At 31.6% G+C, this 23,774-nt stretch carries 19 protein-coding genes; 16 read left to right on the top strand and 3 right to left on the bottom strand.

Annotated elements, in window-relative coordinates; all coding sequences use genetic code 11:
* Window positions 1-23: 23 nt before the first annotated feature.
* The 6 genes from KCTC32516_RS04600 (at window position 24) to KCTC32516_RS04625 (ending at window position 10,625) form a co-directional block, all read left to right on the top strand.
* A complete protein-coding gene (locus tag KCTC32516_RS04600) occupies window positions 24-3,170 on the top strand; it encodes a UvrD-helicase domain-containing protein (RefSeq protein ID WP_301402306.1) in 3,147 nt (1,048 codons plus the stop codon).
* A gap of 29 nt (window positions 3,171-3,199) precedes the next feature.
* Window positions 3,200-4,393, top strand: coding sequence for a glycine C-acetyltransferase (kbl, locus tag KCTC32516_RS04605; RefSeq protein ID WP_301402308.1), 1,194 nt, complete (start codon window positions 3,200-3,202; stop codon window positions 4,391-4,393).
* A gap of 116 nt (window positions 4,394-4,509) precedes the next feature.
* Window positions 4,510-5,883: an OmpA family protein gene (locus KCTC32516_RS04610; RefSeq protein WP_301402310.1), complete on the top strand. Its 1,374-nt coding sequence runs from the start codon at window positions 4,510-4,512 to the stop codon at window positions 5,881-5,883.
* A 239-nt stretch (window positions 5,884-6,122) separates the two neighbouring features.
* Window positions 6,123-7,634, top strand: a complete 1,512-nt coding sequence (gene atpD / locus KCTC32516_RS04615) for a F0F1 ATP synthase subunit beta (RefSeq protein ID WP_301402311.1) — start codon at window positions 6,123-6,125, stop codon at window positions 7,632-7,634.
* Between the two features lie 45 nt (window positions 7,635-7,679).
* Window positions 7,680-7,973: a FoF1 ATP synthase subunit delta/epsilon gene (locus KCTC32516_RS04620; protein ID WP_301402312.1), complete on the top strand. Its 294-nt coding sequence runs from the start codon at window positions 7,680-7,682 to the stop codon at window positions 7,971-7,973.
* Between the two features lie 159 nt (window positions 7,974-8,132).
* Complete coding sequence (locus tag KCTC32516_RS04625; RefSeq protein ID WP_301402313.1) at window positions 8,133-10,625, top strand: S9 family peptidase; 2,493 nt, start codon at window positions 8,133-8,135, stop codon at window positions 10,623-10,625.
* Between the two features lie 64 nt (window positions 10,626-10,689).
* Here KCTC32516_RS04625 and KCTC32516_RS04630 read toward each other — a convergent pair whose 3' ends face one another.
* Window positions 10,690-12,492, bottom strand: a complete 1,803-nt coding sequence (locus KCTC32516_RS04630; RefSeq protein WP_301402314.1) for a M61 family metallopeptidase — start codon at window positions 12,490-12,492, stop codon at window positions 10,690-10,692.
* A 231-nt stretch (window positions 12,493-12,723) separates the two neighbouring features.
* Here KCTC32516_RS04630 and KCTC32516_RS04635 point away from each other — a divergent pair, with 231 nt between their 5' ends.
* Window positions 12,724-14,538 (top strand): TonB-dependent receptor plug domain-containing protein, encoded by a 1,815-nt coding sequence (locus tag KCTC32516_RS04635; RefSeq protein WP_301402315.1) that lies wholly within the window; start codon window positions 12,724-12,726, stop codon window positions 14,536-14,538.
* A gap of 329 nt (window positions 14,539-14,867) precedes the next feature.
* Here the strand turns inward: KCTC32516_RS04635 and rseP are convergent, their stop codons facing one another.
* Window positions 14,868-16,217, bottom strand: a complete 1,350-nt coding sequence (gene rseP, locus KCTC32516_RS04640) for an RIP metalloprotease RseP (protein ID WP_301402316.1) — start codon at window positions 16,215-16,217, stop codon at window positions 14,868-14,870.
* 169 nt (window positions 16,218-16,386) lie between these two features.
* Here rseP and KCTC32516_RS04645 point away from each other — a divergent pair, with 169 nt between their 5' ends.
* From KCTC32516_RS04645 to KCTC32516_RS04685, 9 genes are all read left to right on the top strand, one after another.
* Window positions 16,387-17,067: an SCO family protein gene (locus KCTC32516_RS04645; protein ID WP_301402318.1), complete on the top strand. Its 681-nt coding sequence runs from the start codon at window positions 16,387-16,389 to the stop codon at window positions 17,065-17,067.
* 65 nt (window positions 17,068-17,132) lie between these two features.
* On the top strand, window positions 17,133-17,357 hold the full coding sequence (locus KCTC32516_RS04650) for a FeoA family protein (protein WP_301402319.1): 225 nt from the start codon (window positions 17,133-17,135) through the stop codon (window positions 17,355-17,357).
* A 4-nt stretch (window positions 17,358-17,361) separates the two neighbouring features.
* Window positions 17,362-19,476: a ferrous iron transport protein B gene (gene feoB, locus KCTC32516_RS04655; RefSeq protein WP_301402320.1), complete on the top strand. Its 2,115-nt coding sequence runs from the start codon at window positions 17,362-17,364 to the stop codon at window positions 19,474-19,476.
* Window positions 19,476-19,598 carry a FeoB-associated Cys-rich membrane protein gene (locus KCTC32516_RS04660; protein ID WP_301402322.1) on the top strand — a complete coding sequence of 41 codons (123 nt, stop codon included), beginning with the start codon at window positions 19,476-19,478 and terminating at the stop codon, window positions 19,596-19,598. Before feoB ends, KCTC32516_RS04660 begins: the two co-directional genes overlap by 1 nt.
* Window positions 19,599-19,706: 108 nt before the next feature.
* Window positions 19,707-20,198 carry an RNA polymerase sigma factor gene (locus KCTC32516_RS04665; RefSeq protein WP_301402323.1) on the top strand — a complete coding sequence of 164 codons (492 nt, stop codon included), beginning with the start codon at window positions 19,707-19,709 and terminating at the stop codon, window positions 20,196-20,198.
* A complete protein-coding gene (locus KCTC32516_RS04670; protein WP_301402325.1) occupies window positions 20,182-20,838 on the top strand; it encodes a hypothetical protein in 657 nt (218 codons plus the stop codon). Before KCTC32516_RS04665 ends, KCTC32516_RS04670 begins: the two co-directional genes overlap by 17 nt.
* Before the next feature lie 165 nt (window positions 20,839-21,003).
* Window positions 21,004-21,456 carry a hypothetical protein gene (locus KCTC32516_RS04675; RefSeq protein ID WP_301402327.1) on the top strand — a complete coding sequence of 151 codons (453 nt, stop codon included), beginning with the start codon at window positions 21,004-21,006 and terminating at the stop codon, window positions 21,454-21,456.
* 270 nt (window positions 21,457-21,726) lie between these two features.
* Entirely contained in the window at window positions 21,727-22,257 is a 531-nt protein-coding gene (locus KCTC32516_RS04680; RefSeq protein WP_301402329.1) for a DUF2911 domain-containing protein, read from the top strand.
* 7 nt (window positions 22,258-22,264) lie between these two features.
* Window positions 22,265-22,789, top strand: coding sequence for a DUF2911 domain-containing protein (locus KCTC32516_RS04685; protein WP_301402330.1), 525 nt, complete (start codon window positions 22,265-22,267; stop codon window positions 22,787-22,789).
* A 50-nt stretch (window positions 22,790-22,839) separates the two neighbouring features.
* Here the strand turns inward: KCTC32516_RS04685 and KCTC32516_RS04690 are convergent, their stop codons facing one another.
* Window positions 22,840-23,751, bottom strand: a complete 912-nt coding sequence (locus tag KCTC32516_RS04690) for a DMT family transporter (RefSeq protein WP_301402332.1) — start codon at window positions 23,749-23,751, stop codon at window positions 22,840-22,842.
* Window positions 23,752-23,774 lie beyond the last annotated feature (23 nt).

Here is a 23,774-nt window from a genome sequence, read left to right on the forward strand (position 1 = left end):
GTATTTTGCACTAAAATAAAATTGTGCAACAACCTTCAAGTTTTCAAGTATATAATGCATCCGCCGGAAGCGGAAAAACGTTTACGCTTGTAAAAGAATATTTAAAAGTAGTGTTGCAATCTGATGATCGTTTTGTTTTTCAGAAAATCCTTGCCATTACGTTTACCAACAAAGCAGCTTCAGAAATGAAAGCACGTGTTTTAGATAATTTACAGTTTTTTTCTGAAGGAAAAGAAAACGATTTATTCTTTAAAATTGTAGAAGAAACAGCACTCGAAAAAAATACAATTCAGAAGCGAAGTTCTATAGTTTTAGAAGCAATATTGCAAAACTACAGTGCTTTTGCAATTACCACGATTGATAGTTTTACACACAAAATCATTAAAAGTTTTGCTTTTGATTTAGGACTGAATTTAAACTTTGAAGTAGAATTAGATTCCGACATATTATTGTCTTTAGCGGTTGATGTTTTGATTTCTAAAATTGGCGTAGAAAACGATATCACAAACACATTGATTGATTATTCTTTAGACAAAGCGAAAGAAGATAAATCTTGGGATATTTCTAGAGATTTAAATGAGTTTTCAAAGATTTTATTGAAAGATGAAGATGCAAAACATTTTAAAAAATTAAGCTCAAAAACGATTAGCGATTTTACTTCTTTAAAAAAGAAATTAACGGGTCATCAAAAAGAGCTTGAAAAACGTTTTGTAGAAATTGGTAAAAATTGCCTGCAATTAATTTCTGAAGCAGATTTAGACGCAAAAGATTTTACGCGTAGTACAGTTCCGAAGTTCTTTAATGATGTAGCAATAAAAAGCTTCTATTTTGATTTTGAAAAACGAAGTAAAACCATTCAAAAAGCAATTGACAATAATCAATATTATAATAAGTCTGCTAGCGATAATGTTGTTGCTGCAATAGAAAGTATTGTGCCAGAAATAATTACTTTTTTTCAACAACTAAAAGAAGTTCATCAGCAATTTACATTGAATTCTTTAGCTTTAAAAAGTATCATTCCGCTTGCCGTTTTAGCCAAAATAAATGCAGAATTAACAAGCATCAAAGAAGAAAATAACATTCGGTTGATTTCTGAATTTAATCAGTTAATTTCTAACAATATCAAAGAAGAACCAGCGCCTTTTATTTACGAAAGAATCGGTCAAAAATTTATGTATTATTTTATTGATGAAATGCAAGATACATCAACATTACAATGGCAAAATTTGATTCCGTTAATAGAAAATGCCTTAGCACAAGAAAAGAGTAATTTGATGTTGGTTGGCGACGGAAAACAAGCTATTTATCGTTGGCGTGGCGGAAAAGCAGAACAATTTATAAAATTGGGTTCTGATGTTCAAAACGAAAGAAACTCAAATCCATTTCAAGTACATAAAGAGGTAAAAGGGTTAGACACAAATTATAGAAGTTATAGCGAAATAATTGCTTTTAATAATTCTTTTTTTCAATATGTTTCTGGACATTTTAAAAACCCCATGTATCAACAACTTTTTGTAGATGGCAACAAGCAAAAGATCACTCAAAAACAAGGCGGATTCGTGTCGATCGATTTTTTAGAAAAATTAGAAGATAAAGAAAAAAACGATTTAAAATACGCCAAAAAAGTACATGAAATTATCATCAATTTAGATGCTGGTTTTTCGAGAAAAGATGTGTGTGTTTTAGTGAGAAGAAAAAAAGAAGGAGTTGCAGTTGCTAATTATTTGTCGGAAAAAGGAATCGAAATTATTTCTTCTGAAACCTTGTTGATTCAGAACAGTAAAAAAGTAAATTTTATTGTCGATTTATTACAAGGAATTCAGCAACCAAAAGATCAAGAAACGTGGTTAAATAGTGTTTATTTTTTATACGATCATCTAAATATCAAAACAGATAAACATCATTTTATTGCTTCTTTTGACATTAAAAATGGTGCCGATTTTTTCAAAACGATTACAGAATACAACATTCAGTTTGATCTAGAAAATTTCACAAAACTGCCATTTTATGAGAAAATTGAAGAAATCATCAGGACTTTTTATTTAGCGGAAGAATCTGATGCGTACATTCAATTCTTTTTGGATGTGGTCTTTGAACAACAGAAAAAAGGAACAGAAATTCAGCAATTTTTAGATTTCTGGAATTTGAAGAAAGACAAATTAAGTATTGTTGCACCAGAAGCAGAAAATGCGGTTCAAATAATGACCATTCATAAATCGAAAGGTTTGGAATTTCCTGTAGTGATTTTCCCGTATAATATTGAAATTTATCGACAAATTAATCCGAAAACATGGTTGACAGAATTACCATCAGAACAATTTGAAAGTTTTGATGAATTGTTGGTGAACTCTACTTCAAGTATTCAATATATTGGAGAAAATGGTGTAGAAATTTATGAACATCAACGACAAGAACTAGAGTTGGATAATTTTAATTTGTTGTATGTTGCTTTCACCAGATCTGTGGAGCAATTGTATATTGTAACAGAGAAAAATATCAGCAAAACAAATGGTGTAAATACAAATTTTACTTCCGGAATTGTAATTAATTTTCTAAAAGAAAACGGCTATTGGTCTGATGATAAATTGAATTACACTTTTGGCAATAAAAAGAAAGTAAGCAACTCTGAAAAAACAATTTCTACATCAATTATTCAAAAAGAATTTATTAGTAATTCTTGGCGTCAGCACCATATTTATATGGTGGCGAATTCGTCAAAACTTTGGGAAACAGCACAAGGAGAGGCAATTAAGTACGGAAACTTAGTGCATGAAATGCTTTCGAAAGTGTTGGTTAAAGAAGATGTAGAAAAAGTAATTCAGCACTATTTGCAGCAAGGTTTTTTGAATTCTGAAAACTCTGAAAAATTAAAGAAATTACTTTTGGAAGTGGTACATCATCCGAAGTTAGAAAACTATTATTCTGAAGAGGTTGTTGTTTTTAACGAGAGAGAAATTGTATCAAAAGAGAATCACATTTTTATTCCAGATAGATTGGTTTTTAATTCAGAAAATGAAGTCATCATCATTGATTATAAAACTGGAAAACCAGCGAAAGAATATCATCAACAACTAATAAGTTACGAAGATGTACTGTTATCCATGGATTTAAAAGTGACAAAAAAAATACTGATATATATAAACGAAGAAATTACAATCGAAGAATTTTAATTTATCTTTGTAAAACAAAAAAAGGAAACATGTACGGAAAAATAAAAGAGCAATTACAGCAAGAATTGAAAGAAATAAAAGACGCAGGATTGTATAAATCAGAACGCATCATTACATCATCACAAGATGCGGTAATTAAGATTTCAACAGGAGAAGAAGTCATTAATTTTTGCGCAAATAATTATTTAGGATTGTCTAATCATCCAGAGGTTATTCAGGCAGCAAAAGACACAATGGATACGCATGGATTTGGAATGTCATCCGTTCGTTTTATTTGCGGAACACAAGATATTCATAAAGAATTGGAAGCGAAAGTTGCAGAATTTTATCAAACTGAAGACACCATTTTATACGCAGCAGCTTTTGATGCAAACGGTGGAGTTTTTGAGCCTTTATTGTCAAAAGAAGATGCCATTATTTCTGATAGTTTAAATCACGCTTCAATTATAGATGGAGTTCGTTTGTGTAAAGCGGCTCGTTATCGTTATGACAATAATGACATGAATTCGTTGGAAGAGCAATTGATTGAAGCGAATAAACAAAATCATCGTTTTAAGATTATTGTAACAGATGGCGTTTTCTCCATGGACGGAATTGTTGCAAAACTTGATAAAATTTGCGATTTAGCAGACAAATATGATGCAATGGTGATGGTGGATGAATGTCATGCTGCTGGGTTTATTGGTAAAACAGGAAGAGGAACTGTTGAGTTAAAGAATGTAATGGGTCGAGTTGATATTGTAACTGGAACTTTTGGAAAAGCTTTAGGTGGTGCAATGGGAGGATATACAACAGGGAAAAAAGAAATTATAGAAATATTACGCCAACGCTCTAGACCTTATCTGTTTTCTAATTCTTTAGCGCCAGCAATTGTTGGAGCATCATTAAAGGTATTTGACTTAATTGAAAATGACACTTCCCTTCGTGATAAATTAGAGTGGAACACAACACACTTTAGAACAAAAATGGAAGAAGCTGGTTTTGATTTGGTTGGTGCAGATGCAGCAATTGTTCCAGTTATGTTGTATGACGCAAAATTATCTCAAACGATGGCAAACAAATTACTGCAAGAAGGGGTGTATGTGATAGGCTTCTTTTTCCCCGTTGTGCCAAAAGAAAAAGCAAGAATAAGAGTACAGCTTTCAGCCGCACACAGCAAAGAACATTTAGATCATGCAATTAATGCGTTTATTAAAGTAGGAAAAGCACTCAGTATTGTATAAACGGAAGTGTTAAGCGAGGTGAAATTTATAAATTTTTTTAAAAAATCTTTGTAAATACGTTTGAACAACTTACATTTGTAATATTAATAAAGAACTTTTAATTTAAAAATTTGATAATGAAACATTTAAAAATAGCTATGATAGCTTTATTTACATTTGTGATGGTCGCAAATGTAAACGCGCAGGATTCTGACAATCCATGGGCAATTACCTTAGGTTTTAACTCTGTAGATATACGAGGAGGGAAATCAATTTCAACTCTTGCAAAAGATTATTTAGGGACTAAAGATTGGAATACGCTTCCATCTGTTTCTAGAATTGCTGCAACGAAGTATTTGCAAGATGGTTTTTCTTTACAATTAGCAGGGTCTTTAAATAAGATTGATAATGTTAATGGAGTAGCCGCTAACATGATGTATTATGCTTTTGATGCTAATGTATTGTATGATGTAAATAAATTAGTTGAATTAACATTTGGTTCTACAACAAAATTATTTGACCCTTATGTTTACTTAGGAGGAGGGTATACTTCAATAGGTGGAAATGGAGAAGGAATGATGAATGCTGGAGCAGGATTTAATGTTTGGTTGAACGAAAATATTGGAATCAACTTACAATCTGGAGCAAAACGTAATTTTTCTGGAGAAGTTGCAGATCACTTTCAACATACTTTTGGTATAATCCTTAAGTTTGGTGGAAAAGATACAGATGGAGATGGAGTATATGATAAAAATGATTCTTGTCCAGATGTTGCAGGATTAGCTGCTTTCAACGGTTGTCCAGATGCTGATGGTGATGGTATTCAAGACTCAAAAGATTCTTGTCCAGATGTTGCAGGATTAGCTGCTTTAAATGGATGTCCAGATGCTGATGGTGATGGTATTGCAGATAAAGATGATATGTGTCCAAACGAAAAAGGATCTGCTGCAAACAGAGGTTGCCCAGACTCAGATGGTGACGGAGTTGTAAATAAAGATGATAAATGTCCAAATGTTGCAGGGCCTGCAGCTAACGGAGGTTGTCCTTGGCCAGACACTGATGGTGATGGTGTATTAGACAAAGATGATAACTGTGTGAATGAAGCAGGACCTGCTTCAAACAATGGGTGTCCAGAGCCGATAATTACTGATGCAGCTGTTCAAACAATTAACATGGGAGCTAAATTTATTTTGTTTAATACAGGAAAACATAGCTTTAAATCAGGAGTAACTAAAAAATTAGATGATATTATTGCTATCATGAACGAATTCCCTAAAGCTACTTTTGTGGTTGAAGGTCATACTGATAGTTCAGGAGGAGCAGCACTTAATTTAAGAATTTCTGAAAAAAGAGCAATGGCTGTTAGAGATTACTTTGTTAAGAAGGGGATTTCTACAGATAGATTAGAAGCCAAAGGATTTGGAGAAGGTTCTCCAATTGCTAATAATAAAACTAGAGCTGGTAGAGCAGAAAACAGAAGAGTAGAAATTAAAGTTGCTAACAATAACTAATAATTTCAAACTATACACTAAAAAGGCCTTATACATTGTATAAGGCCTTTTTAGTGTATTAAATAGTTCCCTTTTTTATTATTTAACAAGACTTTTACGAAGAAAATATCCCATTTCTTTTTCCTTGGAAAAAAACATAAAAACACTTTTAATTTAACGTTAATTAAATTATCTTTGCACCCTGAAAAAGAGGGGTAAAAACCACAAAATAAAATAACTAACATTAATTAGATACTATAATGTCTACAACAACAGGTAAAGTTTCACAGGTTATTGGTCCAGTAATCGATGTAGAGTTTAATACAGAAACTGCTGCACTTCCAAAGATTTACGATTCATTAGAAATTACTAAAACTGACGGTTCACTTTTGGTTTTAGAAGTTCAACAACATATCGGAGAAGATACAGTTCGTACAATCTCAATGGACGCAACAGATGGTTTGCGAAGAGGACAAGAAGTTAGAGCAACTGGAAGTCCAATTCAAATGCCTATTGGTAACGATATCTACGGAAGATTATTCAATGTAACTGGAGATGCTATTGATGGATTAGGAAACTTAGACAAAGAAGGAGCTAATGGTTTGCCAATTCACAGAGCAGCACCAAAATTTGAAGACTTATCTACATCTACTGAAGTTTTATTTACAGGAATAAAAGTAATCGACTTAATTGAGCCTTATGCAAAAGGAGGTAAAATTGGATTATTCGGTGGAGCTGGAGTAGGAAAAACAGTATTGATTCAAGAGTTGATTAACAACATTGCAAAAGGACACGGAGGATTATCTGTATTCGCAGGTGTTGGAGAAAGAACTCGTGAAGGAAATGATTTATTAAGAGAAATGTTAGAGTCAGGAATTATCAAATATGGTGATGACTTTATGCATTCTATGGAAGAAGGCGGATGGGATTTATCTAAAGTTGATAAACCAGGAATGAAAGACTCTAAAGCAACTTTTGTATTTGGACAAATGAATGAGCCACCTGGAGCACGTGCTAGAGTAGCATTATCAGGATTAACAATAGCAGAATATTTCCGTGATGGAGCAGGAGAATCTCAAGGAAAAGATGTTCTTTTCTTCGTAGATAATATTTTCCGTTTTACACAAGCAGGTTCTGAGGTTTCTGCCTTATTAGGACGTATGCCTTCTGCGGTAGGTTACCAACCAACATTGGCAACAGAAATGGGAGCAATGCAAGAGCGTATTACTTCTACAAAGAAAGGATCTATTACTTCTGTACAGGCAGTTTATGTACCTGCAGATGATTTAACAGATCCAGCACCAGCAACAACATTTGCGCATTTAGATGCAACTACAGTATTGTCTCGTAAAATTGCTGAGCTTGGTATTTATCCAGCAGTAGATCCTTTAGATTCTACTTCTAGAATTTTATCAGCAGATATTTTAGGTGATGAGCATTACGATTGTGCAACAAGAGTAAAAGAATTATTACAACGTTATAAAGAATTACAAGATATTATTGCAATTTTAGGTATGGAAGAATTATCTGAAGAAGATAAATTAGCTGTACACAGAGCAAGACGTGTCCAACGTTTCTTATCTCAACCTTTCCACGTAGCTGAACAATTTACTGGTATTCCAGGAGTTTTAGTTGATATTAAAGACACTATTAAAGGGTTTAATATGATTATGGATGGTGAGTTAGATAAATATCCTGAAGCAGCATTTAACTTAAGAGGATCAATTCAAGATGCAATTGATGCTGGAGAAAAAATGTTAGCAGAAGCGTAAAAATCAGCTTGAAGCCAAAAGCTTAAAGCCAAAAGCAGTAAAATTATGTTTTTAGAAATTGTAACACCAGAAGCCGTTTTATTTTCATCAGATGTAGATTCTATTTCTGTACCTGGTAAAGATGGTAATTTTCAAATGTTAAATAATCACGCGCCAATTGTTTCTGTTTTAAAAGAAGGAACGGTGCAAATACATGTACATACTCAAGAGCATTTAGAGATGGATATGTTAAGTGGTCATTTAGAGCCACATATAGATGATGATAAAATTTTAATTTTTAAAATTAACTCTGGAACTATTGAAATGAAAGACAATAAAGTCATTTTATTAGCCGATTAATTTTAATAAAAAAAAGAATACACTAAAAAGTCCTCATTTTAATGAGGACTTTTTTTATGCGTTTATGTTAAATATTAAATAAAAAACTATTTAAAGTTTGATATCTTGTTTGTTTTGAAGAACTTTAGCTTTTATATCTACTAACCAAACAATTAAATTATGAAAAAAAGTGCATTTATATTGCTCTTTGTATTTGTTTCTAGCATTTCATTTGCACAAGAAACACCAAAACCAAATTACAGGCAAGCAGCAAAATATTCTCCGAAAAACTTAGCAAAATTAGTACATTCAACCTCTGTTAGTCCTCATTGGCTAAAAAAAGGAAATCGTTTTTGGTATCAATACAAAACATCTGATGGAGCAAATTATTACTTGGTTGATGCAGACAGAAAAACCAGAACCACACTTTTTGACAATGTTAAAATGGCAAAATGGTTGACAGAAATCACAAAAGATCCTTATGATGGACAACATTTACCTCGTTTTAATTTTAAATTTAATACAGCTGAAACGGCAATTCGTTTTAGAGTAACTTCAACTGAAGAGGTTCCTGTAAAAGAAGAGGATAAAAAATCTGACAAAAAGAAAGATAAAAAAGCGAAAAGCAAAAAACCTAAAATGGAAAAGAAAGTGTATCACCTAGAATATAGATTAGGCGGTAACGGATTAACCATTATAGACAATGAAAAAGAAGAAAAAAAATGGAAAAATTGGGCAAATATTGCTCCTGATAGTTCTATCGTTTTATTCTCAAAAAATTTTAACATCCATTGGATGGATAAAGCCAACTTTTTAAAAGCAGTTAAAGATGAAAAAGATTCTACAATTGTTGAGCATCAATGGACAAAAGATGGTGTAGAAAATTATGGTTACGGCGGTGGATCTAGAGGTGAAAATAACGAAACTAAAATTAAAAATAAAGATAATCGTAAAGGGGTTTGGGGAACCTGGTCTTATGATTCTAAAAAATTCGTTTTTCAAAAGTCAGATTCAAGACACATCAAAGATTTATGGGTTATTAATTCGGTGTCAAGCAAAAGACCAGTTTTAGAAACATATAAATATCATATGCCAGGAGAGCAAGAATACTATAAATCTGAATTATTAATTTTTGATATTCCTTCTAAAAGCGTTATCAATGTAGAATTAGATACGATAAAACAACAAAGTTTATCGGTTTTTAGAGCACCATCAAAACAATCGAGTAGAGATGATGATTTTAGACCCTCTTTATTATTATCAAAAAAAGGAAAACTCTATTATAGTGTCATCAGTAGAGATCGTAAAAAATACGATGTTTGTGTGGCGGATTTAGAAACTGGAAAATCGAAAGTGCTAATTGAAGAGCGTTTTAATACCTATATAGAATCTAGACCCTTAATTTTATTTAACAATGAAACTGAAATGTTGCATTGGGCAGAACGTGATGGTTGGGCACATTTTTATTTATATGATGCGAACGGTAAACTTAAAAAACAGGTTACAAACGGAGATTATCATGTAGCAAATTTTGCAGGATTGGATGAGAAATCAAGAACCTTATATTTTACAGCAAATGGCGTACACAAAAATCAAGATCCTTATTACGCTCACTTATATAAAATAAATTTAAACGGATCAGGAATGCGCACGTTAAACGCCGGAGATTTTACTTCTAGCGCAAGTATGGCAGATTCTAACAAGTATTTTGTGAGTAATTTTTCTAAAGTAAATACCGTTCCAAAATCAGAATTACGTTCTTCGGATGGAAGAGTAGTAATGAAGCTAGAAGAAGCAGATTTATCTCAATTATTTGCCTCTGGTTATAAATTTCCAGAAACATTTAAAGTAAAAGCGGACGATGGAATCACTGATTTATACGGAGTGATGTACAAACCTTTCGATTTTGATTCTACAAAAGTATATCCATTATTAGAATATGTATATCCAGGACCACAAACAGAAGCGGTAAACAAATCGTTTTCTTATAGAATGGATCGTTTAGATAGAATGGCTCAAGTTGGTTTTGTGGTGATAACCTTAGGAAATCGTGGCGGACATCCAGATCGTTCTAAATGGTATCATAATTACGGTTACGGAAACTTAAGAGATTATGGTTTGGCGGATAAAAAATATGTAGCTGAACAATTGGCAAACAAACACAAATATATTGATATTACTAAAGTTGGAATTTACGGTCATTCTGGTGGTGGATTTATGTCAACTGCAGCAATGTTGGTATATCCAGATTTCTTTAAAGCAGCGGTTTCATCTGCAGGAAATCATGATAATAATGTGTATAATAGTTGGTGGAGCGAAACGCATCACGGAGTAAAAGAAGAAATAGATGAAAAAGGAAAGATTTCGTATAAGTATAAAATTGATACCAATCAATCTATAGCAAAAAACTTAAAAGGACACTTAATGTTGATTCACGGGGATGTTGATAATAACGTGCATCCAGCAGGAACCATTAGAATGGCAAACGAATTGATAAAAGCTCACAAGCGTTTTAAATTTATGACAATGCCAGGACAACGTCACGGATTTGGAAGTATGACAGAATATTCTTTTTGGTTACGTGCAGATCATTTTAGCAAATACTTTTTAGGTGTAGAAGCGACAAGTGTAGATATTACAGAAATGAATAGAGATAATCCTAAGAATAAATAGATTCTTTATAAAGTAAAAACGCCGAGCTTAGCTCGGCGTTTTTTATGTTATTTAATTAGAGGTTTTACTTTTTATCTAACCATTCTTTTCTGTTTTTTAACATTTCTGGCGTTACTTCTAATCCCGATTTTTCATACGTCATAATTGTATAGCTTGGATCTTTTATCAATTTTACTTTTACACTTCTTAATTGGTCATATCTGCTAAACTGAATCGTTGCGGTATCTCCAATTTTATAATTGCTTAAAATTGTATTTACAGAATTTCTATCACCAACAACATGATTGTCAATCGCAATAATTTTATCTCCAGAATTGATTCCTACTTTATATGCTGGACTTCCAATTTGAGCATTATTTCTAACAACACCATCAGAAGTTGAAACGCCTAAAAACACTTTTTCACTATTTCGTTTTAAAACAATACCAACTCTTTTAAAAAGAGGCTTGTAATTTGGCATGGCGCTTTTATATACGAAATGAGAAAAGTAATAATTTCCAAACAATTCACCTGCATATTTGTTTAATGCTTGATTTAAATCATCAACCGTGTATGGTTTTTCTTTTTTCCCGTAGGTTTTCCAAACAGATTTCATAAAATCATCTAAATTTAGATTTCCTTTTTCGTTACGTAAAGCCAAATCTAAAGCCAACCCTAAAGCGCTTCCGTAAGAATAATAAGAAATAAAGGTGTTTCCTCTATTTACAGGATCTACAGAAGTTGCAGCATCAACAAAAGGCGCTTGATAACTCATCTCTATTGGATTAAAAAATGATCTTCCCGGAGAATTCCATACATAATTAAAAGTTCCGTTTAAGCTATTGATATAGTTTTCTTGAGACATTAAACCAGCCCTTGTAAGAAACAAATTTGTGTAATAACTTGTAAATCCTTCGGCAAACCATAATTCGCCACTCATATTTGCTTCTTCAAAATTAAAAGGTTCTAAAGATTGTGGTCTAATTCGTTCTACATTCCAAGAATGAAAAAACTCATGAGAAACTGTTCCAAGGTTTCCTTTCATTCCACCATTTGCCAACGTTCTTGTGCTTGTAACAACAGTAGAATTTCTGTGTTCCATTCCGTCTCCGCTTGCATTTGGCACATAACACGCTAAGAAAACATATTCGCCGTAATCAAACTTTGGCAACTCGCCAAAAACAGCCATTTCTTGTAGTACAATTTTTTTAACGCTTTCAAAATATTCATCCGCTTCTGCTTCGGTTCCGATATTGTGCAAGGCTAATTTTACGTTTAATTTTTCTCCGTCAGATTCAACTTCAAAAGAACGAACCAAATGATTGCTCAGTTCTGTTGGACTATCCATAAAATACTGCATGTTTGGCGCATAATATGTATTGTCGAACATTGGTTTTAATTGGGTTGCAATTTTCCAATCTTTTCTTGGATTAAAAGTAACTTGAATCGGCGTTTCTTTTAAAGATGGCGCAAACATAAATGTTGCAGGAATATTTAAATGCGCATGCGTTTCATCAATTTGAGCATAGGTTCCTCCTCCTCTATTTGCAAATAATGTATAGGTAACAATTACGGTTCCGTCATGATTATCAACATCCCATTGATATGGATTTTGGCGTGTAATCTCTAAAGGTTCTCCTTTGCTATTTGTAGCTTTTACATTGTACACATTTTTAGCAAACTCATGTATAGCATATCTTCCTGGCGAAGATCTACTCATTCTAAAAGAAAATGCTCCTTTTTTAATTTTTGTAAATGATACTTTGATTTCTGCTTCGTGCTGTGCTGCATTATCAAAAGAAATATCATAATTAATATAACTTTGAGCGTAACTTATTGAGGTAAAACAAAGAGTTAATAATAAAATTTTGAATTTGTGTAAACGCATTGTTGTAAGATTTATAATAGTTTTTCAAAATTACACAAAATCTATCAATCATTTACATATTCTAAAATATCTGAAGGTTGGTATTTTAGGGATTTATAAATAGCTAGAAATTTTTGCAAGCTCAGTTTAAAATAAGTACAATCAACCAAAGAACTTTTATTTATAAATAGTACATTATTTAGAGCATACTTTCAGCTATTTTTATATTTTTGCTGGTGAAAAACCATAGGCATGAACATTAAAAAACACATTATAGTAGCGGTAGCTTTGTTGTTAACAAGTTATATTTTTTCTCAAGGAAAAACAGTTCAATTAGATACTGTCGTAATTTCTTCAAGTAGAATTGATTTACCATTTAAAGAAAATTCTAGAACAATAAGAATAATTACTTCTCAGCAAATAAAACAAAGTGCTGTTACAAATATTACAGATTTGTTACAACAAGTTGCCGGTGTAGATATGCGTAGAAGAGGTGTTAACGGAATGCAAGCAGATTTATATATTCGTGGTGGAAGTTTTGATCAAACCTTATTGTTAATAGACGGAATTAAAGTGGAAGATCCACAAACAGGACATCATACCATGAACATGGCCTTGCCGCTTGATGTGATTGAAAGAGTAGAAATTATTAAAGGAGCAGCAGCGCGTATTTTTGGTCAGAATGCATTTACTGGAGCGATTAATATTGTTACTAAAAAGGATGCAAGCAGTGTGAATTCTGCAGCAATTCAGGCAGGTTCTTTTGGTCAAAGAAACGCAGCAATTACAGTTGGAAAAAACCTTAAAAATAGTTCTATTATTGCGCATGCATCTTTAAATTCATCGGATGGTTACAGGTACAATACCGATTTTAAAAATCAGAATTATTTTATAAAAAACACGTTTAATAAAAATACTACGCCAATTGATTTTATAGGATATTTTACACAAAGAGATTTTGGTGCTAATGGGTTTTACGCTTCGCCATCAGCAATAAATCAATACGAGGAAACACAAGCTAGTTTGGTGGGTTTATCAACAACAATTACAAGCAATAAACTAACGTTAAAACCACGTTTGTATTGGAAAAGGAATCAAGATATGTATTTGTATACGCGTAGCAATCCGTCAGGGTATAGAAACCTGCATATTTCGAATAAAGTTGGAGCAGAATTAAATGCATCGTACAATTATTCTGCAGGGATTACAGGGTTCGGTATTGATATTGCAAAAGTGTTTTTAACGAGTAATAATTTAGGCTCTAGAGATCGATTTATGGTAAATTTATTTTTAGAACATCGCTTTAAATTATTTAATGATAAAATGGATATTACGCCAGGAATTGCCATTAATTATTTTTCAGATTTTAAGTTTCACGCATTTCCAGGAGTTGATGTTGGTTATACAATAAGCGATCATTTTAAAGTGTATGCAAATGCAGGATATACCTACAGAATTCCGACATACACAGATTTGTTTTATAGCGACCCAACAACTTTAGGAAACCCTAATTTAAATCCAGAAGAAGCAATTTCTGAAGAAGTAGGAATTAAATATACATCGTCAAAATTCGATTTTTCTGCGGCTGTTTTTAACAGAGATTCTAATAATTTAATAGATTATGTCAAAGCAAATGCGAACGATAAATGGCAAGCAACAAATATCCAAAATCTAAACTCATTTGGAGTTGAATTTAACGGATCGTTTCGTTATAAAGTAAAAGATTTCACTCAAAATATTCGTTTTGGGTACTCGTATTTAAATGAAAACTTAGCATCGGTAAACGCTGCATTTTCTAGATATTCTATCAATTCTTTAAAACATCATTTTACAACAACAGTTAGATCTCAATTTTTTAAAAATATAAGTCAGAGTGTTATTTATAAATTTGCAGAAAGATCAACCGGAGAAAGTTATAGCATTGTTGATCTTATGCTAACATTAAACTTAAATCGTTTTGATGTATCGCTTATTGGAAATAATATTTTTGATACTGTGTATACAGAAACTAATTTAGTGCCGATGCCAAAATCAAACTTTTTAATTGCGGTAAATTATAAATTTTAATTTTCTATTTAGACAGTTGGTTTTTTATTAATTGATACTAAAATGCGTATTACCTCGTATTTATATTAAAACAAATATTTGTAATTTTACTTAAAATAGTTGTTTCTCGATTATGAAATTTTGCCCAAACTGTAAGTCTTTTTCAAGACATAGATTAAAACGCTATGGTGTTTATAAATATTTGCCTAATGTAAAATGTTATGAGTGCGATAAATGTGGTCAATATTATATATGGCATTCACTTTTTAACAGACCTTTAAAGGTAAAAGCAAAAAAACGCTCTTGAGTTTTATATTAAGAGCGTTTTTTTGTTTATAATGAATAGGTTTCTATTTAAAAAGCCATCTATAAACATCGTTTCCGTTTGCAAATAATAGCAGTGTAATTAATAATACAAATCCTATAATTTGTGCGTATTCTAAAAACTTATCTCCAGGTTTTTTACCGGTAATCATTTCCCAAAGCGTAAATACCACATGACCACCATCTAAAGCCGGAATAGGCAATAAGTTCATAAATCCTAACATAATAGATAAGAACGCTGTAATGTTCCAAAATGTTTGCCAGCTAAATTCTGATGGAAAAATACTTCCAATAGAAATAAAACCTCCTAAACCTTTATACGCACCCGTATTTGGATTAAATATTTTCTTTAATTGTTTAATATAACCTGTTAAAGTACTCCAAGATTTATTTAACCCGGCAGGAATTGCTTCTGTAAAAGAATACTGAATGTTTTCTAAATTGTAATATCCTAATTTAGAAATATCTGAAACAGATAAATTAGCAAGTTGCACACCTAAAGCTCCTGATGCTGTTGTTTTTACAGAGAGGTTTTTTGTTTCGTTTCCTCTTTTTACTGATACCGTAATTTCTTGATTTTTATAATTTTTAAGAATAGCTTCAGCTTCATCATAATACGTAATTGGTGTTCCGTTTATGCCAACAACAATGTCTTTTACTTTTAATTTTCCGTTCACATTTGGAGAGTCTTTAGAGATTTTCCCAATCATAAAAGGGTACCTTGGTAATAAAAAAGAACCTTCGTTTTTTCCTCTTTCTATTAATTTAGAAATAAAATCAATCGGAATTTCTTTCTTAATAACCTCACCATCTCTTTCGATAGTGTAGTTGTTTCCGTTGATAAATTCTATGGGTAAATTGGTGAATTTTCTAATTTCATTTCCATCAATAGTCAATACTTTGTCACCTGTTTTTAATCCTAAAGAAGTTCCTAAAGAATCTTGTACCCAAACACCGCCTTTTACATTTTTATTTGGTAAAAAGTTTTCGCCGTACGAATACATTAACATGATGTAAATAAAAATACCTAAGATAAAGTTTACAATAACACCACCCAGCATAATTATTAAACGTTGCCAAGCTGGTTTAGATCTAAACTCCCACGGTTGTGGAGGTAAAGCCATTTGTTCAGTATCCATGCTTTCATCAATCATTCCAGATATTTTTACATATCCACCAAGTGGAATCCAACCAATTCCGTAAACAGTTTCTCCAATTTTCTTTTTAACAATTGAAAACTTATAATCAAAAAACAAGTAAAATTTTTCTACTCTTGTTTTAAATATTTTTGCGGGGATAAAGTGACCTAATTCGTGTAAAACTATTAATAACGATAAACTAAGTATAAATTGAGAGGCTTTAATTACTATTTCCATGTAGTATTTTTTCTTTTTTAATCGGACAAATGTACGTTTTTAATAAGAGTTGTAAAATAACAAAAGAGCTCAAATTATTTTTTTAACAAAGATTTAGTTCAAATACTTCTATTTTAAGCTGTTTTAAAAAGATTATCTCGTAATTTTGTTTCTTTAAATATTTCTTAGAATGAGTTTTTTTTCAACTAAAAAGTCGCTTTCATTTATAATTATTGCTTCCGTTTTTTGTGTTATTTCACTAACCGTTTTTTACAATTTATTATCCGTAGAAAAAAAATTGCCAATTTACAATCCGGCAGATGTAAATCCTAGATTGGTTGATGCTTCTATAAAACACATCAAAAAAAATCATAAAATTGCCGATTTTAGTTTGATAAATCAAAACGGAGACACCATTACAAACAACAACTATAAAGACAAAATTTATATTGCCGATTTCTTTTTTACGCGATGCAAAACAATCTGTATTGCCATGGCATATAATATGAGCGAATTGCAAGAGTATTATAAAAATGATGATGATATTATGTTTTTATCTCATTCTGTAACTCCTGTAATTGATAGCGTTTCTGTGTTAAAAGCCTATGCAATACAAAAAGGGGTTATCGACGGGAAATGGAATGTCACAACGGGTTCTAAAAAACATATTTATGAATTGGCTCGAAAAAGTTACTTTGCTGTGCTAGATGAAGGAAATGGAGACGAAGATGATTTTATTCATACAGAACAATTTGTGTTGGTTGATAAAGACAGAAGAATCCGTGGATATTACGACGGAACAGAGAAAAAAGACATGCAAAAAATTATTGCAGATATCGCTTTGTTAAAAGAAGAATATAATCATAAATAATAAACAAGTTTCTTCTTTAGAATGATTCTAAACTCCTATCTTTGTCGTCTTAAAAACAAGGATTCTTGAACACAATTGCAACTTTAGTTAAGGGCGAAAAAGGGATTATTTCTGAGGAATCATTAGATGTTATTCCTCTTAAATTATTGGAAATGGGTTGTTTACCTGGAGTTGAGGTGCAATTATTACAAGTTGCTCCCTTAAAAGATCCATTATATATCTGCGTAAACGGAAGTCATTTAGCAATCAGAAAAGAAATGGCTGCACAAATAAAAATCATTAAAAGTTAACTTAATGGAAAAAATAAAACCCATCAAAGTAGCTTTAATTGGTAATCCAAATACAGGAAAAACTTCGTTGTTCAATCAACTTACAGGATTAACACAAAAAGTAGGAAATTATCCAGGTGTTACCGTCGATAAAAAACTAGGAACCTGTAAATTATCAAACAATAGAACCGCAATAATTACAGATTTACCAGGAACGTATAGTATCAATCCGACTTCAGTCGACGAAAGTATTGTGCTTACTTCACTGTTAAATACAACAGATAAAGATTTTCCAGACATTATTGTTGTGGTTGCTGATATCGAAAATTTAAAGAGAAACCTCTTCTTATTCTCTCAAGTAAAAGACTTAGAAATTCCGATTATTTTGGCAATTAACATGTCAGATCAAATGGATAGAAAAGGGATTTCATTGGATGTTGAAACCTTAAAAAAAGAGCTTCAAACCGAAGTTGTTTTAATTAGTGCAAGAAAAAATATTGGAATTGATACCGTAAAGAAAGCAATTGAAAATTGCGTAAAAGTTTCTACTACACATCCTTTATGTTCTATCAATCACGAGATTGATGAGGATTACTTTATGAAATTAAAAGAGGTGAGTCCAAACCATACTTTGTACGAATTATGGTTGATGATTACTCAAAATAACTTTCCAGATTCAATTACAGACAAAGAAAAAACGACGCTTTTAGGATTTAAACAAGATGTTTCTAGAGTAAAAAGGTATCAACACAAGGAAACCATTCATAGATATAAACAAATCAATGAAATCTTAAAAAGAACGTACCTATTAGATCGTACAAAAGGCAAAGATTTAAGAGGAAGATTAGACAAGGTTTTTACACATAAAATATTTGGTTACGTCATTTTCTTCGGAATTTTATTGCTGATTTTTCAATCTATTTTTGATTGGTCTACCGTTCCGATGGATTTTATTGATGCGCAATTTGCAAACTTAAGCGAGTTTGTTTCTATTCAAATGAATGCGGGTGTTTTAAGAGATTTGATTACAGACGGAATTATCCCTGGAATTGGCGGAGTCATCATTTTTATTCCACAAATTGCTATTTTATTTTTATTTGTCGCCATTTTAGAAGAAACGGGCTATATGAGTCGTGTTGTTTTTCTAATGGATAAAATTATGCGTCGTTACGGAATGAGCGGTAAAAGTGTTATTCCGTTAATTTCAGGAACAGCATGTGCAATTCCGGCAGTTATGGCAACAAGAACAATTTCGGGTTGGAAAGAACGCTTAATTACAATTTTAGTAACACCATTTACAACCTGTTCTGCAAGATTACCTGTGTATGCAATATTAATTTCGTTGGTAATTCCAGATAAAAAACTCTTTGGGTATTTTAGTTTGCAAGGGTTTACTCTGTTGTGTATGTATATTTTAGGGTTTGCAATTGCAATTATTTCTGCCTTTTTGTTAAACAAATTACTAAAAGTAAAAAGCACTTCATTTTTTGTTGCAGAAATGCCGAATTATAAATTACCATCTATAAAAAATGTTGCTTTTGATGTGATTGAAAAAACAAAAGCATTTGTATTTGGAGCCGGAAAAATAATTTTAGCAATTTCTATTGTATTGTGGTTTTTGGCATCAAATGGGCCAGCTTCTTTTAACAATGTAGAAAAAGAAATTACCAATAATATTGAAAACAGCCATTTATCGCAAGTAGAAATCCAGCATAAAATTTCTGCAGAAAAATTAAAAATTTCTTATATCGGAATTATGGGTAAAGCCATAGAACCAGCAATTAAACCTTTAGGGTACGATTGGAAAATAGGAATTGCTTTGATAAGCTCATTTGCAGCAAGAGAAGTGTTTGTAGGAACCTTAGCAACTATTTATAGTGTAGAAAATGACGACGGAAACAACTCGACAATTAAACAGCGAATGCGTGCAGAAATAAACCCTGAAACAGGAGAAAAAAGATTCAATTTAGCGGTTGGTATGTCGTTGTTAATTTTCTATGCATTTGCCATGCAATGTATGGGAACTTTAGCCGTTGTAAAAAGAGAAACAAAATCTTGGAAATGGCCAATGGCACAATTAATTGGCATGGGAATTTTAGCGTATATAGCCTCATTTATAACATTTACAATCTTTAGTTAATGCAACAAATCATCGTATATATCATTCTTGCAGCAGCCATTTATTTTTTAGCTAAAAAATTTATTTTTAAGTCTAAGAAGAATGGTTCTTCTTGTGGTTCTGGTTGTGGAAAATGCTCTTAAAGAAGTAAACTTCATAAAAAAAGAATCTTTTTTTGTATTTAAAACGCCTTTTTTAAAATAAAGGGTGTAATATTCTTAACTTTAAACCACTAACCAATCAAAGAGAAGTTGAGTAACGATTTTTACACAAATTCAATTTTACCACATTCAGGAATAATTATTAAAATCTGTCGTGCTTATACAGACACGCAAGAAGATTTTGAAGATTATTACCAAGAAGTTTGTTTGCAAATTTGGAAAAGTAAAGATCGTTTTAGAGGAGAATCTAAGTGGTCTACTTGGGTGTATAGATTGGCATTGAATTGTTGTTTAACATTGATTAAAAAGAAGAAAAACAACAGACAAAATATAGCTTCAGATTTTGAACCAATAGAAATTGGGGAAGAAAATAAAGTGTTTGAAAATGAATCGTTAAATCTATTATATGCAGCAATTAGAAAGCTTTCAGAAATTGACAGAGCTATTATTTTACTGTATTTAGAAGAAAAACCGTACGAAATAATCGCAGACATTATTGGTACAAGCCACAACAATATTGCAGTGCGCATTATTCGAATTAAAGAACGATTAAAAAAACTATTGGATGGAAAAATCAATTGAATCAATCTGGAAAGAGGGTTTTTTAAAAAAAGACGAATTGGTTGCGCCAAAACTCAACGATTTGTACAATCAAAAATCCATAGACATTGTTGGTAAATTTAAAAGAATGTACAAAATCAATGTAATTGGTATTGTGCTGTTTTCGTTGATACTTTTGCCAATTTCATTTGCCGTAAAAATTCCATATATGGGAATTATGTTGTTTTTTTTATTCAATCTTGTGATAATTGTAAACAGGAAAGTCCGAAAAGCTTTAGATAAAATTGACAATAGTTTAAACAGTTATGAGTATTTAATCTCGTTTGATAAATGGACCAAAGACTTAATTGCTGTTAATATTAAGTTTTCTAGATTTTTATATCCCTATGTTTTTTTAGCAATGTTTGCAGGATTTTGGTTTGGTTCAATTGGCGGAGACGTTCCAGGAGATGCGCTTGTAAACCTCTTTGTTTCAGCATATCCAGAAACAATTTTAGTGTATGGTTTTCCTTTGATATTTATCTTGTTTATACTGATAATACTGCTGTTCTTAGTTTTGGTTGGAGCTAAAATTGGAAAATTGGATTTCAATTTAGGATATGGTCGAATTATGAAAAGATTGGCGACTTTAATTAAAGATATGGAAGAGCTAAAGCATTAATTTTCTGATGTTTTAGCGTTTGGATTTAATATTTTTAGAAACAAGAAACATCTAATTGATTCTTTTTGACTTTGAGATAAGAACAATTAACCTGTTTTCGATATTTTTTCTAAAAAGTGTAATATTTAAAAAGTTGAGCCACTAATTTAGAAAAGAACATTAAAAATGAAAATTACAGAAACCATTGCTTTTATTACACAAGCTGAAAAGAAAGCAGAAAAAAAGTCTCAAAAAAAACACTACACTACTTTTATTGCAATTTTGTCAGATTTGCAAACGAAGGATTTAGAGGAAACTCAATTTTTTTCTATAGAAAAAGAACTAGACAATTTTAAGTTGAACTCTAAGACCACATTTAAAGAGTTAAACCGTAGTTTTTCTAAATTCAAACAGTTTTTAAAAGTGAAATTTTCATTCACTACCGAAGGATATTATACCAGTTTAGGAATTGGTCTGGGTTTGTGTTTTGGAATTGCTTTTGGGAGTTTGATAGATCGGTTTATTGGCTCATCAATTGGAATGACATTTGGAATGCTACTAGGAATTGTTGTCGGGAAAAAATTAGATTCTGATGCCGAAATTCATGGAAGAGCATTAAAAACAAAACTTCAAAACTAGTCGATACCAAAAGGTAAAACAGCAATTATTTTTTATCATATTTCAACTGGCGAAAATATTTCGGCAAGGAAAATAACAACCTAAAATCAACAAAAAAATGAAAATAATTATTACCGTTATTTTAATAATATCAATTTTAATTACAAGGGTATTTTGTAAATATTTTGGATAGAGTAAAATAAAAACCCTTTAACAAAAAAATAATAGGTAACTTTTGAAAGTAATTGTATTTTTGGAGACATAGGTACTAACGAATCAATATAAAAGATTATGAAGAAAAACGTTTTAGTAACTGCATTATTTGCAGTAGCAGTATTATTTTCAAACGAAACCAATGCACAGAGATTTGCACCGTTAGATAAAAGTCCAATGGACGTAGCTTCTTTTCCAACAAGTTATAAAATTTCAGACAAAATTGTAAAAGTTACTTATAGCAGACCACAATTAAAAGATAGAAACATCACCAAATTAGCAATTCCAGAACAAATTTGGAGAACAGGAGCGAATGAAGCAACAGAAATTACTTTTTATAAAGATGTAAAATTTGGAGGAAAATCTGTTGACGCAGGAACCTATTCTTTATTTACAATTCCAGGAGAAAAAGAATGGATCATTATTTTAAGCACCGCAAAAAATGTTTGGGGTTCTTATTTTTATAAAGAAACCGAAGATGTTGTTAGAGTAAAAGCAAAGGTATCTTCAAGCATAGCACCAATCGAAGCTTTTTCTATGACATTTGATGACGATATGAACTTATATATGGGTTGGGGATATACCGTTGTTAAAGTAACTATTAAATAATAAAAAGATGAAAAAAAATATCGTAGTAATTGCATTTTTAGCAATCGCAGTATTGTTTTCTAACGAAACAACTGCACAAAAATTTAATGGATTAGACAAAAGTCCTGCGGATATTGCTTTGTACAAAACAAAAGCTGACGGAGTAATTGCAAAAGTGGTGTATAGCAGACCACAATTAAAAGGAAGAAGTCTTTCAAAATTAGCTCCACAAGGAAAAGTTTGGAGATTAGGCGCTAATGAGGCAACCGAGATTAGATTTTATAAAGATGTCACTTTTGGTGGACAATCTGTAAAAGCGGGAACCTATTCTATGTTTGCCATTCCTGGAGCATCAGCATGGACACTCATTTTAAACAAAGACACAAATGTTTGGGGTGCTTTTTCGTATAAAGAAAGTCAAGATGTTGTAAGAGTAACTGCACAGGTTTCAAAAAATAAAAATTCTGTTGAAGCGTTAGCGATTATGTTTTCTAAATCAGGAGACATGTATATTGGATGGGGAAATACAGTGGTAACTGTTCCTGTAAAATAAGTTATATCACATAAATTTAAGAATCCGTAAATTCCATTTTACGGATTTTTTTATGCTTTTTTATTTGGTTTTTTACTAATTAAATACACGCCAAAAATTACCAAAAAGCAACTTGCAATTTTTACAGAATTTATATCTTGTGCGTATTCTGTTTGTCCAAAAGCATACGCATACACACTTACCATTATAAAACTGATGGCAGGCTGTAAATACACATAGCTTCCGGTTACAGAAGGCGACACAGATTTTAAGGCGTAAATATTAAAAAGATAGGCTAAAAATGTAGTTCCGATAACTACAAATGCAATTGTTGCATAGGTTTCTACTGTAAATGCAGCAAAATTTGTTTGTAGAATATCTGGAATTCCAAACGGAAACATAAAAACAAACCCAAAAAGAAATACCCAACTAATAACGGTAATCGAATTGTACTTTTTCATTAAGGGCTTTACCAAAACCAGGTATAAACCATAAGAACACGCATTTAAAAAAATCAAAACATTACCCAATAATGAACTTGTTCCTGCAGCTTTGTTTCCGTACCAGACCAATAAGATCGCTCCAGTTGCGCCAATTGCAATTCCAATAATTTTATTTGGGGTTATTTTTTCTTTTAAAAGAAGTGCGCTAAAAACCAATACAACAATCGGAATTGCGGTAATAATAATAGAAGCATCAATAGGCGAAGTTAAATTGAGTCCATGAAAAAACAACAATTGATTGGTTGCAACACCCAACAATCCGCATAAAATTAAAAGCGGAAAATCTTTTTTTTCTACTTTTTCTTTGAGAAAAGATTTGATGATCCAAAATAAAATTCCTGCGCCAACAACTCGTAAAAAAATAAAAGCAGACGGCCCAATTTTATTAGGCATGATGCCTTTAGCAATAATATAATTTACTCCGTAGATAAGATTCGCTCCTAATAAAGCCAGATGGGCTTTTGCAATGTTGTTTTTCAAAATAGTAAAAATTTGCACTACAA

Source organism: Polaribacter huanghezhanensis, from assembly GCF_030444335.1.
GTDB lineage: Bacteria > Bacteroidota > Bacteroidia > Flavobacteriales > Flavobacteriaceae > Polaribacter > Polaribacter huanghezhanensis.

Bases quoted from the DNA above. Each gene is read 5' to 3' on its own strand.
- kbl (WP_301402308.1), top strand. From the start codon at position 3,200: ATGTACGGAAAAATAAAAGAGCAATTACAGCAAGAATTGAAAGAAATA.
- KCTC32516_RS04610 (WP_301402310.1), top strand. From the start codon at position 4,510: ATGAAACATTTAAAAATAGCTATGATAGCTTTATTTACATTTGTGATG.
- atpD (WP_301402311.1), top strand. From the start codon at position 6,123: ATGTCTACAACAACAGGTAAAGTTTCACAGGTTATTGGTCCAGTAATC.
- KCTC32516_RS04620 (WP_301402312.1), top strand. From the start codon at position 7,680: ATGTTTTTAGAAATTGTAACACCAGAAGCCGTTTTATTTTCATCAGAT.
- KCTC32516_RS04625 (WP_301402313.1), top strand. From the start codon at position 8,133: ATGAAAAAAAGTGCATTTATATTGCTCTTTGTATTTGTTTCTAGCATT.
- KCTC32516_RS04630 (WP_301402314.1), bottom strand. From the start codon at position 12,492: ATGCGTTTACACAAATTCAAAATTTTATTATTAACTCTTTGTTTTACC.
- KCTC32516_RS04635 (WP_301402315.1), top strand. From the start codon at position 12,724: ATGAACATTAAAAAACACATTATAGTAGCGGTAGCTTTGTTGTTAACA.
- rseP (WP_301402316.1), bottom strand. From the start codon at position 16,217: ATGGAAATAGTAATTAAAGCCTCTCAATTTATACTTAGTTTATCGTTA.
- KCTC32516_RS04645 (WP_301402318.1), top strand. From the start codon at position 16,387: ATGAGTTTTTTTTCAACTAAAAAGTCGCTTTCATTTATAATTATTGCT.
- feoB (WP_301402320.1), top strand. From the start codon at position 17,362: ATGGAAAAAATAAAACCCATCAAAGTAGCTTTAATTGGTAATCCAAAT.
- KCTC32516_RS04660 (WP_301402322.1), top strand. From the start codon at position 19,476: ATGCAACAAATCATCGTATATATCATTCTTGCAGCAGCCATTTATTTT.
- KCTC32516_RS04670 (WP_301402325.1), top strand. From the start codon at position 20,182: ATGGAAAAATCAATTGAATCAATCTGGAAAGAGGGTTTTTTAAAAAAA.
- KCTC32516_RS04675 (WP_301402327.1), top strand. From the start codon at position 21,004: ATGAAAATTACAGAAACCATTGCTTTTATTACACAAGCTGAAAAGAAA.
- KCTC32516_RS04680 (WP_301402329.1), top strand. From the start codon at position 21,727: ATGAAGAAAAACGTTTTAGTAACTGCATTATTTGCAGTAGCAGTATTA.
- KCTC32516_RS04685 (WP_301402330.1), top strand. From the start codon at position 22,265: ATGAAAAAAAATATCGTAGTAATTGCATTTTTAGCAATCGCAGTATTG.